General features: G+C 56.6%; 9 protein-coding genes. 6 read left to right on the top strand and 3 right to left on the bottom strand.

Translation table 11 applies throughout. From position 1 onward, the window contains the following. Positions 1-8 precede the first annotated feature (8 nt). The 3 genes from ACXI0A_RS01830 to ACXI0A_RS01820 all read left to right on the top strand — a co-directional run bounded on the left by ACXI0A_RS01830 (position 9) and on the right by ACXI0A_RS01820 (position 3,090). The gene (locus ACXI0A_RS01830) at positions 9-770 is read left to right on the top strand and encodes an FCD domain-containing protein (protein WP_476150615.1); all 762 of its coding nucleotides are present in this window, start codon (positions 9-11) and stop codon (positions 768-770) included. Positions 771-806: 36 nt separating this feature from the next. Next, on the top strand, positions 807-1,922 hold the full coding sequence (locus ACXI0A_RS01825) for a mandelate racemase/muconate lactonizing enzyme family protein (RefSeq protein WP_058961141.1): 1,116 nt from the start codon (positions 807-809) through the stop codon (positions 1,920-1,922). A gap of 172 nt (positions 1,923-2,094) precedes the next feature. After that, positions 2,095-3,090, top strand: a complete 996-nt coding sequence (locus ACXI0A_RS01820) for an acyltransferase family protein (RefSeq protein ID WP_476150616.1) — start codon at positions 2,095-2,097, stop codon at positions 3,088-3,090. Here the strand turns inward: ACXI0A_RS01820 and ACXI0A_RS01815 are convergent. The 3 genes from ACXI0A_RS01815 to xylA all read right to left on the bottom strand — a co-directional run bounded on the left by ACXI0A_RS01815 (position 3,075) and on the right by xylA (position 7,023). Next, a complete protein-coding gene (locus tag ACXI0A_RS01815; RefSeq protein ID WP_476150617.1) occupies positions 3,075-4,007 on the bottom strand; it encodes a helix-turn-helix domain-containing protein in 933 nt (310 codons plus the stop codon). The genes ACXI0A_RS01820 and ACXI0A_RS01815 overlap by 16 nt on opposite strands. Before the next feature lie 232 nt (positions 4,008-4,239). After that, a complete protein-coding gene (gene xylB / locus ACXI0A_RS01810; protein ID WP_476150618.1) occupies positions 4,240-5,682 on the bottom strand; it encodes a xylulokinase in 1,443 nt (480 codons plus the stop codon). Between the two features lie 18 nt (positions 5,683-5,700). Beyond that, on the bottom strand, positions 5,701-7,023 hold the full coding sequence (gene xylA, locus ACXI0A_RS01805) for a xylose isomerase (RefSeq protein WP_476150619.1): 1,323 nt from the start codon (positions 7,021-7,023) through the stop codon (positions 5,701-5,703). Positions 7,024-7,319: 296 nt separating this feature from the next. On the opposite strand from xylA, the gene xylF reads away from it, so the two are divergent. The 3 genes from xylF to xylH are packed head-to-tail and all read left to right on the top strand — an operon-like array spanning position 7,320 to position 11,033. Continuing rightward, entirely contained in the window at positions 7,320-8,312 is a 993-nt protein-coding gene (xylF, locus tag ACXI0A_RS01800; RefSeq protein WP_224933692.1) for a D-xylose ABC transporter substrate-binding protein, read from the top strand. Positions 8,313-8,338: 26 nt separating this feature from the next. Continuing rightward, on the top strand, positions 8,339-9,859 hold the full coding sequence (locus ACXI0A_RS01795; protein ID WP_476150620.1) for a xylose ABC transporter ATP-binding protein: 1,521 nt from the start codon (positions 8,339-8,341) through the stop codon (positions 9,857-9,859). Further along, on the top strand, positions 9,852-11,033 hold the full coding sequence (gene xylH, locus ACXI0A_RS01790) for a xylose ABC transporter permease XylH (RefSeq protein WP_476150621.1): 1,182 nt from the start codon (positions 9,852-9,854) through the stop codon (positions 11,031-11,033). The genes ACXI0A_RS01795 and xylH overlap by 8 nt, the downstream gene beginning before the upstream one ends. Positions 11,034-11,050 lie beyond the last annotated feature (17 nt).

The raw sequence follows: 11,050 nt of genomic DNA, 5'->3' as shown, positions 1-11,050 counted from the left end.
CAATCACCATGGCAGGAAAATCATCCACCCCAAGCCGTAAAAGCAGCGCACCGCTGGCGCAGGAAGCCGCAACAGACGGCAACTGGCAAGCCGCGCGTCCGCGCACGCTGGTCGATCACGCGGTCGACGCGATTCTCAGCGCCGCTTCACGTGGGCTGATTTTGCCCGGCGATCGCATCGTTGAGCCGGATTTAGTGGCGAAGCTCGGCATGAGCCGCGTGCCGATCCGTGAAGCGCTGCGCATTCTCGAGAGCCAGGGCATCGTCACCAGCGAGCCGTATAAAGGCATCCGTTTGATGGAGATTTCTCATCAGCGGCTGGAGCAGATTATCGATGTGCGCATCCCGCTGGAGACGCTGGCCTGCCGCCGCGCCATCGAAGCCGGACGCAACGGTGCCGAGCAGCTCAGTCAGCTGTATCAGGGTGTGACGCAGATGCAGACCATGATGCAAAACGAAGATGTGTATGGCTTTGCCTCAGCGGATACCGATTTCCATCGCACGCTGTGCAGCTTCGCTCACAACCCGGTATTGAGCAATTTGTGGGAGTCGATTGCGCGCCAGCTGACGGTGATTTTCGGCCTCTCCACCATGGGCAAATCGATGAGCGACATCATCGAAGAGCACCAGCGGCTGATCAACGTGTTCGCCGAAGGCGATATCACACAGATGACCGGTGAGATTGAAAACCACATCCGCATTCAGGCGCTGGATGTGGATTACGAGACCTTGATTATGCAGCGCCGACAGCAGCGTTCCGCTGTGGGCTGATGCTTTATTGATTGCCTTTACACCAGGAAAACCACGATGAAGATCACCAACGTTGAAGCGTTTTATCTGCGCCTGCCGGTTATCGAGCAGCGCACAGACAGTTCGCAGGATGCACTGCTAATCAAAATCACCACCGATGCGGGCATCACCGGTTGGGGTGAAGTGGATGGCAGCCCGTATGTCACCAAAGCCATCATCGAAGCGCCCTATTCGCACACCATGGTCACTGGCCTGAAATCGCTGTTGATCGGCGAAAATCCACTGGAAACCGGCCGCCTGTGGAAAAAGATGCACAAAGCCACCATCTACTACGGCCGCAGCGGTGCGGTGCTGCAGGCGATGGCGGGCATTGATATCGCCCTGTGGGATATCAAAGGCAAAGCACTGGGTAAACCGATTGTTGAACTGCTGGGCGGCGCGATGCGCGACAAAATGCGCGTTTACTCCTCCAATATGTTCCAGTACAGCGTGGAAGAGACGGTGGCGCGCGCGCAGCACGCCATCGACACCGGCCACACCGGCGTGAAATTTGGCTGGGAGCCGTTTGGCACCGATGAAGCGCTGGATCTGCGTTATCTGGAAGCGCTGCGCACCGCGATGGGCGATAGCGTGGATTTGATGCTGGATGTCGGCCACGTCTGGGATGCCAAAACCACCGTGCGCCGCAGCCAGCGCTATGAACATCTCAATCTGTTCTGGATCGAAGAACCGCTGCACCCGGATAACTACGCCGGTTACGGCCAGGTGTCTGCTGCCTGCCAGCAGCACATCGCCGCCGGTGAGCAAGAGTGTTCCGTGGTCGGCTTCCAGCGCCTGATTGATGAAGGCGGTATCGACATCGTGCAGATCGATCTGACGCGTACCGGCTTTACTCAGGCGATGGAGATCGCCAGCTACGCGCACAGCCGTGGTCGCAAAGTGTGTAACCATAACTTCACCACCGACATCAACACCGCCGCGTCGCTGCATTTCCTGTGTGCGATTGAGAATGCGCTGGTGATGGAGTATTGCGTAGAACCGGGCGAAATCAGCCGCTCGCTGGCGAAAAACCCGGTGCGCATCGCCGATGGCTATGCGTGGTTACCGAGCGAGCCAGGTCTGGGCGTTGAGCCGAACGAAGCGGTGATCGAGAAGTTTCTGGTGCGCGATTAAATTGTAGGGTCGCCATTTATGGCGACCTGGTCATCCGGTGCGCATAAATGCGCACCCTACGGAAACCACTCTTAACTAACCCAGAGTGATCCGAATTTAAGTCCCAAAGGTTGTTGACGCATCACGCTATGACTACCCTTCTTCGCACGGACGTATTGCCGACGAGGAAGCCATGTCGCAAAAAATACACTGGATCGACAACTTGCGTGCGGTTGCCTGCCTGATGGTGATCGTCATTCACACCACCACCTGGTACATCACCGGCCCGATGGCCGTCACGGGGTTCAGCTGGGATGTGGCGAACCTGCTCAACTCGGCGTCGCGCGTCTGTGTGCCGCTGTTCTTTATGATTTCAGGCTATCTGTTCTTTGGCGAACGCAGCGCACAAGGACGGCATCTGCTGCGCATCGTGCTGTGTTTGCTGTTCTACAGCGCGGTGGCGCTGGCCTATATCACCTGGCTGACGCCGATCAGCGAGGGCCGTTCGCTGTTGAAGCTGCTGCAAAAACCGGTGTTCTATCACCTGTGGTTTTTCTTCGCCATCATCGGCATCTACCTGCTTTCACCATTGATTCAGGTGAAAAGCGTGCAGCCGCGCTACGTGGCATTGCTGGTTGTGGTGCTGGCGGTGCTGGCCAATCCCAACACCGTAAGTCAGTCGCTTGGCCCCTTCCACTGGCTGCCGGTCAATCTTTACGTGAGCGGTGACAGCATTTACTACCTGCTTTACGCGCTGCTGGGACGGGCGATTGGCTGCATGGACACCGATAAACGCGGCATCAGTTGGTTAGCGGGATTAGGTTTTATCGCCTGCTGGGTTGGTATCGCGTTAGGCACCAAACAGATGCTGGAGATCAACGGGGCATTTAACGATACCTGGTATCTCTACTGCGGCCCGTTGGTGTTTATCGCCGCCATCAGCTTGCTGGTGCTGTTCAAAAATGCACTGAACAGCCGCACGCTGCCGATGCTAGGGACGATTTCGCGCTACTCGCTACCGATTTACGGTTTCCACGCGCTGTTTATCCACTATCTGCGCACCAACCATTACGACGATATGTCTCGTCCATGGATCGATCTGCCGTGGGTATTTGGCATTACGCTGATCGGCAGCTTACTGCTGGCGATGTTGTTAAAACGCGTGGATAAACATCATCTGGTGAGTTGATCGTCCCAGCGCTGATGCGCACGACGCAGCTGGCGTGCCGAGGAAAATCCGGCCGCCAGCGCGGCTTTCTCTGCCGCTTCGCCCTGCTGCTGGCGCTGGCGCGCAATCACCAATCGCAACTGTTCATGGTATTCGCGCACGCTGATGCCCAGATGCTGGCGGAACAGGCGCGTCAGGTGGCGTTCACTGACGTGCGCGCGATCGGCCAGCGCGGTCAGTGACCAGTCATGTTCGGGATGGGCAATCATCACGTCCTGCGCACGATGAATGGCGGGATGCAGGTGATTGCGATAGCGCAGCCACGGCGACAGTTGCGGATCGTCACCCGAACGTCGGAACCACACCACCATTTCTCGCGCCACCTTTAGTGCCTGGGGTGCACCGCACAGCCGATTGATCAGATGCAACGCCAGATCGATACCCGCCGTGATACCTGCACTGGTCCAGATACCATGATCTTCCACGAACACGCGGTTATCTTTCACTAATGCGGCGGGAGCAGCGGCTTTGAGTCGCGGTAACACATCATGATGGGTGGTGCACTGCACGCCATTCAGGAGTCCGGCCTGCGCCGAGAGCAGCGCCCCGGAACAGATGCAAACTAATGTGATGCGTTTAGACAGGATGGCGGACTGTTGTGAACGGAGCCAGTCGCGCGCGGCGGCGGCAGGTGCCGTGTCGAACCAGACTTTGGAGTCATACACGCCGGGCACCACCAGCAGACTGTTATTGGGTAGCCGCTCAGGAAGTGGCGCAATATCCGCAATCGTCATGCCGGTGGAGCAGCGCACGCTGGCTTGCGGGCCGATGTAATGCAGAGCAAAGAAGCCATCCGCCAGTTGCAGGGTTTCCGCCGGGCCAGTGAGATCGAGCGCCATCACACCAGGAAGAACCAGGAAATAAACAGGCTGCGGCATTAAAGACTCCAGATGGGGTAATGTATTTTGCCCACAGCCTCTTCATCAGGGAGAAGGACTGACCAAAGGCCGACGTAACGTTGCTGCTGCCTCAGCCTTTATGAATGTCTTCGCCTTCTGTTGAAGGGAGAGCGCTAAGGACAATTCAGGCCATATAAAACACACCCGAATTGCCCATCATAGCGAAAAAAATATAAAAACCACGACCTAATCCGGCCATCACCTAACCGAATCAGGACATCAGCGGTTGAAGCTGCTGATACAGCTGCGCAAATTTTTCACGCTGCGGCTGCCAGGCTTGATAACGTGCGCTATCCGGCTGATGACGCTGCACCAATTCCGGCGCGGGCCACTCGCAGTGTGGATCAATCGCCAGCTGCGCCAGACGTGCCGCACCGAGCGCCGGTCCCACTTCGCCACCATGGCAATAATCCAGCGTTAATCCGCTGATGTCCGCCAGCATCTGCCGCCAGTAAGCACTGCGCGCACCACCGCCAATCAGCATCACGGTATTCGGTTGCACCCCGCACTCATGCACCGCTTCCATGCCTTCTGCCAGCGCAAAGCCCACCCCGGCCAGCACCGCGCGCGCCAGCTCAGGACGTCCATGTTGATGAGTTAAACCAAAAAATGCGCCCTGAGCTTGTGGATTGTTGTGCGGGGTACGTTCACCGGAGAGATAAGGCAGGAACCAGATCGGTGCCGCGTCACGGCTGGCTTTTTCCGCTTCCGCCAGTAGCTCGGGTACATCTTTGCAGCCGGTGAGCGTGGCTGCCCAATCCAGACAGGATGCGGCACTCAGCATCACTGACATCAAATGCCAGCGGTTGGGCAGCGCATGACAAAAACTGTGTACCGCACGCTGCGGATTGCTGAGATAGCCGTCGCTCACCAGGAAATACACCCCGGACGTGCCGAGTGACAGCATGCCCTGACCCGGCGCCACCATGCCAACCCCCACTGCACCCGCTGCGTTATCGCCACCGCCCGCGACGATCGGCACCGCGTTCAGATGCCAGCGTGCAGCGACGTCTGGCGACAAGGTGCCAGTGATCTGGTCGCCTTCATAAAGCGCAGGCATCTGGCTGCGATTCAGATCGCAAGCGCTAAGCATCTCATCACTCCAGTCGCGCTGCGCCACATCCAGCCACATCGTGCCGGCTGCATCGGATATGTCGCTGGCGAAGTCACCGCTCATACGCCAGCGCAGGTAATCTTTGGGCAGCAGAACTTTCGCCACCTGTGCGAAGACGTCCGGTTCGTGCTGCTGCACCCATAACAATTTGGGCGCAGTAAAGCCCGGCATCATCAGGTTACCGGTGATCTGGCGCGAATTGGGCACGCGCTGCTCCAGTTCCCGACACTGCTCACCGCTGCGCCCGTCGTTCCACAGAATCGCCGGACGCAGTACCTGATTTTCGGCACCCAGCAAGGTGGCGCCATGCATCTGGCCGCTCAGACCAATGGCCTTCACGCCGCTAAGATCGTGCTGCTGCGCCAGCGCCTGCATCGCCTTATCCGTGGCACTCCACCAGCTTTCGGGATCCTGCTCGCTCCACAACGGCTGCGGACGCGACACCTGCAATGGCGCGGTCTCCACCGCGATGACGTGCCCTTGCGCATCCAGCAACACCACCTTGACGCCAGAGGTGCCTAAATCGATCCCGATAACCATGTTTAGCTCCTGAAGGAATTAGAAATCATAAAGATAGTGATTCACCAGGTTTTCCAGCTGCTCCTGGCGTCCGCTGCGGTGGTGCGGATTCAATTGCTGCTGCTGAGCATGCGCGGCCAGTGACGCCAGTGAAAACTCGCCTTTCAAAATTTGCTGGCCGAACTCACCATTCCAGCCGCTATAACGCTGCGCCACGCGTTTATCCAGCTCGCCATCCTGCACCATGCGCGCGGCCACTTTCAGCGCCAGCGCCATGGTGTCCATGGCCCCAATATGGCCGTAGAACAGGTCATATTTATCGGTGCTTTGACGGCGCACTTTGGCATCAAAGTTTAAGCCGCCGGTGGTAAATCCGCCCGCTTTGATGATCTCGTACATCACCAGCGCATTCTCTTCCACGCTGACAGGGAACTGGTCGGTATCCCAGCCGCACTGCACATCACCGCGGTTAGCATCCACCGATCCAAAAATCCCTAATGCAATCGCCGTCGCAATCTCATGATGGAACGAGTGCCCTGCCAGCGTGGCGTGGTTAGCTTCGACGTTCACTTTGATCTCTTTCTCCAGACCAAACTGTTTCAGGAAGCCGTACACCGTCGCCACATCGTAGTCATATTGATGTTTAGTGGGTTCCTGCGGTTTCGGCTCTATCAGCAACATGCCCTGGAAACCGATTTTGTGTTTATGCTCCACCACCATCTGCATAAAACGGCCAATCTGTTCACGCTCCTGGCGCAGATCGGTATTCAGCAGAGTTTCGTAACCTTCGCGTCCGCCCCACAGCACGTAGTTTTCACCGCCCAGCGTCTGTGTGGCCTGCATCGCGCTGCACACCTGCGTGGCGGCCCAGGCAAAGATTTCCGGATCAGGACTGGTGGCCGCGCCGGCACCGTAACGAGGATGGGTAAAGCAGTTCGCCGTGCCCCACAGCAGCTTCACGCCGGTTTCCTGCTGTTTTTCCAGCAGCTTGTCGGTCATGGCGGCAAAATTTTCACGGTAGCTGTACAGTGAATCGCCTTCAGGTGAGACGTCGACATCATGGAAGCAGTAATACGGCACATTCAGTTTGTGGAAGAACTCAAAGGCCACGTCCGCTTTTTGTTTCGCCAGCTGTAACGCATCGCCATTTTTCTGCCACGGGCGATCAAACGCCCCGACACCAAACATATCCGCGCCGTTCCAGCAGAAGGTGTGCCAGTAACACGCGGCAAAGCGCAGATGCTGCGCCATGGTTTTACCGAGGATCACTTCGTCGGGATTGTAGTGACGAAACGCCAGTGGGTTGGTGGATTTGGCCCCTTCATAACGAACGCGATCGATCTGGTCGAAATAAGCGTGCATGGTTTGCTCCTTAGCATCAGACCCGAATGGTCAGCAGTGAATCATTATTTTGCTAAGGGGTTGGCATTAAGCTCAATTACGATATTTCACACTCAAATTAAGATAATTATTAATTGTGCGCACGCTCGCAAAAAACAGCAAATTCAGACCCCGATCATAAAACAGGAAATAAACAAAAAAACGTAATAGCAGGATAAAAATCAGTAATTGATGTTGCCTGAAACTCAGGGCAACAATTCATCCGCCTGGTTCATAGCCTTACAACGACAATAGCCTCAACCTACAGGATGACCATGATGAAAATGAAACACACGCTGTTAGCCGTCTGCGCTGCGCTGGCCCTGTTCAGCCATGCCGGTGTGGCGAAAGAAGTGAAAATCGGCATGGCGATCGATGATTTACGCCTCGAGCGCTGGCAGAAAGATCGCGACATTTTTGTTAAACAAGCCGAGTCGCTGGGTGCCACGGTTTTTGTCCAGTCGGCCAACGGCAATGAAGAAACTCAGATGTCGCAAATAGAAAATATGATTAACCGTGGTGTCGATGTACTGGTGATCATTCCTTACAACGGTCAGGTATTAAGTAATGTGGTGGCGGAAGCCAAACGCGAAGGCATTAAAGTGCTGGCATATGACCGCATGATAAATAACGCTGATATCGATTTTTATATTTCCTTCGATAATGAAAAAGTCGGCGAATTGCAGGCTGAAAGTATTGTGAAACAGGTGCCTAAGGGTAACTATTTTATGATGGGCGGCTCGCCAGTGGATAATAACGCGCGCCTGTTCCGTGCCGGACAAATGAAGGTGTTAAAACCCTATATTGATAACGGTAGCATCAAGGTGGTTGGCGATCAGTGGGTGGACGCCTGGTTACCCGAGAACGCGCTGAAAATCATGGAAAATGCGCTGACAGCCAACGGCAATCACATTGATGCGGTCGTCGCCTCCAATGACGCCACGGCAGGCGGGGCCATTCAGGCGCTGAGTGCGCAAGGTCTGGCAGGTAAGGTAGCAATTTCGGGTCAGGATGCCGACCTGGCCGCCATCAAACGCATCATGAACGGCACACAAACCATGACGGTGTATAAGCCGATTACCGAACTCGCCACTGAAGCCGCCAAAATTGCCGTGGAACTCGGCGATGACAAAAAGCCCAGCAGCAATAGCACGCTCAATAACGGCCTGAAAGAGGTGCCGTCGCGCTTGCTGACACCGATTCAGGTGAATAAAGACAATATCGAAAGCACCGTGGTGAAAGACGGTTTCCACAAACAAAGCGATCTCTAAGCGCCAGCTGCGAGGGAGAAACAGCGATGCTGCTGGAAATGAACCACATCACTAAGCGCTTCGGCGCGGTGAAAGCGCTGGACGACATCAGCCTGCGGCTTGAGGCGGGCGAAGTGATGTCACTGTGCGGCGAAAATGGCTCTGGCAAATCGACGCTGATGAAAATCCTGTGCGGACTCTATCCGCACGGCGATTTTGACGGTGAGATTCACTTTGCCGGCGATCCGATTCAGGCCCAAACCATTCGCGACACCGAACGCAAAGGCATTGTGATTATTCATCAGGAGCTGGCATTGGTGCGTCAACTCACAGTGATGGAGAACATTTTCCTCGGTGCTGAGTTGGGCCGCTTTGGCATGGTGGATGATGAAACCATGACGTTGCGCTGCCAACAGCTACTGGCGCGGGTGAAGCTGGATGTCTCGCCCGATACCAAAGTGGGCGATCTGGGGCTGGGCCAGCAGCAGTTGGTGGAGATTGCCCGTGCGCTTAACAAGCAGGTGCGACTCCTGATTCTCGATGAACCGACCTCCTCACTCACCGAGCAGGAGACCGAGGTGTTACTCAGCATCATCAACAACCTGCGCGAACACGGCATTGCCTGCATCTACATCTCTCACAAGCTCAATGAAGTGAAAGCCATCTCTGACACCATTTGCGTGATCCGCGACGGGCAGCATATCGCCACACGCCCGGCGGCGGGTCTGAGCGAGGACGACATCATCACCATGATGGTGGGCCGTGAACTGACGGCCCTCTATCCCCATCAGCCCCATGAGATTGGGGAAACGATACTGGAAGTGAAGAACCTCACCGCCTGGCATCCGGTTAATCGCCATGTGCGCCGGGTGAATAACGTTTCGTTCAGTTTGAAGCGTGGTGAGATTCTCGGTATTGCCGGGCTGGTCGGCGCCGGTCGTACAGAGACAGTACAGTGCCTGTTTGGCGTCTGGCCCGGTCGCTGGCAGGGGGAGATTTCGATAAACGGCAAGCCCGTTAAGATCGATGACTGTCGCGAAGCCATTGCCCACGGCATTGCCATGGTGCCGGAAGATCGAAAAAAAGATGGCATCGTGCCGCTGATGGCGGTGGGCAAAAACATCACGCTGGCGGCTCTCGATCAATTTAGCCATCGCCTTTCTACGCTGGATGAAGCCGCCGAACAGCAGGCGATCAACGATGCCATTCGCCGCCTGCGCGTCAAAACGTCCTCACCGGAATTAGCGATTGGACGACTCAGCGGCGGCAACCAGCAAAAAGCCATTCTGGCTAAGTGCCTGCTGCTCAACCCCAAAATCTTGATCCTTGATGAGCCCACGCGTGGCATTGATGTCGGCGCACGTCAGGAGATTTACCTGCTGATTAACGCGCTGGTGCAACAGGGTATCGCGGTGATTGTAATTTCGTCCGAGCTGCCCGAAGTGCTGGGCCTGAGCGATCGCGTTTTGGTGATGCACGAAGGGCAAATCAAAGCCGATTTGATTAACAACCATCTGACTCAGGAGCAGGTGATGGAAGCCGCTCTGCGGAGTGAACATTATGCTTAAAACTGAGAGTACGCAAAGCCTGCCGGGCACGCCTGGCAAGCCCGCCCCGGGTAAATTTCCGCGATTCAATCTGCAAGTCTTAGTGATGCTGGGCGCGATTGTGATGATCGCGCTGTTCTTCACCTGGACTACCGACGGCGCCTGGCTGAGTCCGCGCAACGTCTCGAACCTGCTGCGCCAGACGGCGATCACCGGCATTCTGGCAGTCGGCATGGTGTTTGTGATTATCTCCGCCGAGATCGATCTGTCAGTAGGTTCAATGATGGGCCTGCTCGGCGGTGCCGCGGCGATTTTCGATGTCTGGCTGGGCTGGCCGCTTCCGCTCACCATTGTGGTCACGCTGGTTATGGGCCTGCTGCTCGGTACCTGGAACGGTTGGTGGGTCGCTTACCGCAAAGTGCCTTCATTCATCGTCACGCTGGCGGGCATGCTGGCGTTTCGCGGCATCCTGGTGGGGATCACCGACGGCACCACCGTTGCCCCAACCAGCCCGGCGATGTCACAAATCGGGCAAAGTTATCTGCCGGGCGGTGTGGGCTTCGGCTTTGGTTTTGTTGGGCTGGCGCTGTTTATTCTCTGGCAGTGGCGCTTGCGTCTGCGTCGTCAGCAGTTAGGGCTGGCCCAACCGGCAGCAACGGGTGCGGTAGCGCGTCAGGCGATCACCGCCGTGCTGGTGCTGGGTGCGATCTGGCTGCTGAATGATTATCGTGGCGTGCCTACCCCGGTGTTGCTGCTGGCACTGCTGTTGCTGGCGGGGATGTTTATGGCGACGCGCACCGCCTTTGGCCGCCGGATTTACGCGATTGGTGGCAACATCGATGCCGCACGACTTTCCGGCATTAACGTGGCCCGCACCAAGCTGGCCGTTTTCGCCATCAACGGCGTGATGGTGGCGATTGCCGGGCTGATCCTTAGCTCGCGTCTCGGTGCCGGTTCGCCTTCTGCCGGGAATATCGCTGAGCTGGATGCGATTGCAGCCTGCGTGATTGGCGGCACCAGCCTCGCGGGCGGTGTGGGCTCAGTGGCCGGTGCGGTGATGGGCGCCTTTATCATGGCTTCGCTGGATAACGGCATGAGCATGATGGATGTCCCGACCTTCTGGCAGTACATCGTGAAAGGCGCCATCTTGCTGCTGGCAGTGTGGATGGATACTGCCACGCGTCGCCGGGTGTAATCGCGTGGGCGATCACA

The sequence above is a fragment of the Pantoea sp. C1E2 genome, assembly GCF_056491465.1.
This window is presented reverse-complemented; position numbering and strand designations above follow the sequence as displayed.

Bases quoted from the DNA above. Each gene is read 5' to 3' on its own strand.
- ACXI0A_RS01830 (WP_476150615.1), top strand. From the start codon at position 9: ATGGCAGGAAAATCATCCACCCCAAGCCGTAAAAGCAGCGCACCGCTG.
- ACXI0A_RS01825 (WP_058961141.1), top strand. From the start codon at position 807: ATGAAGATCACCAACGTTGAAGCGTTTTATCTGCGCCTGCCGGTTATC.
- ACXI0A_RS01820 (WP_476150616.1), top strand. From the start codon at position 2,095: ATGTCGCAAAAAATACACTGGATCGACAACTTGCGTGCGGTTGCCTGC.
- ACXI0A_RS01815 (WP_476150617.1), bottom strand. From the start codon at position 4,007: ATGCCGCAGCCTGTTTATTTCCTGGTTCTTCCTGGTGTGATGGCGCTC.
- xylB (WP_476150618.1), bottom strand. From the start codon at position 5,682: ATGGTTATCGGGATCGATTTAGGCACCTCTGGCGTCAAGGTGGTGTTG.
- xylA (WP_476150619.1), bottom strand. From the start codon at position 7,023: ATGCACGCTTATTTCGACCAGATCGATCGCGTTCGTTATGAAGGGGCC.
- xylF (WP_224933692.1), top strand. From the start codon at position 7,320: ATGAAAATGAAACACACGCTGTTAGCCGTCTGCGCTGCGCTGGCCCTG.
- ACXI0A_RS01795 (WP_476150620.1), top strand. From the start codon at position 8,339: ATGCTGCTGGAAATGAACCACATCACTAAGCGCTTCGGCGCGGTGAAA.
- xylH (WP_476150621.1), top strand. From the start codon at position 9,852: ATGCTTAAAACTGAGAGTACGCAAAGCCTGCCGGGCACGCCTGGCAAG.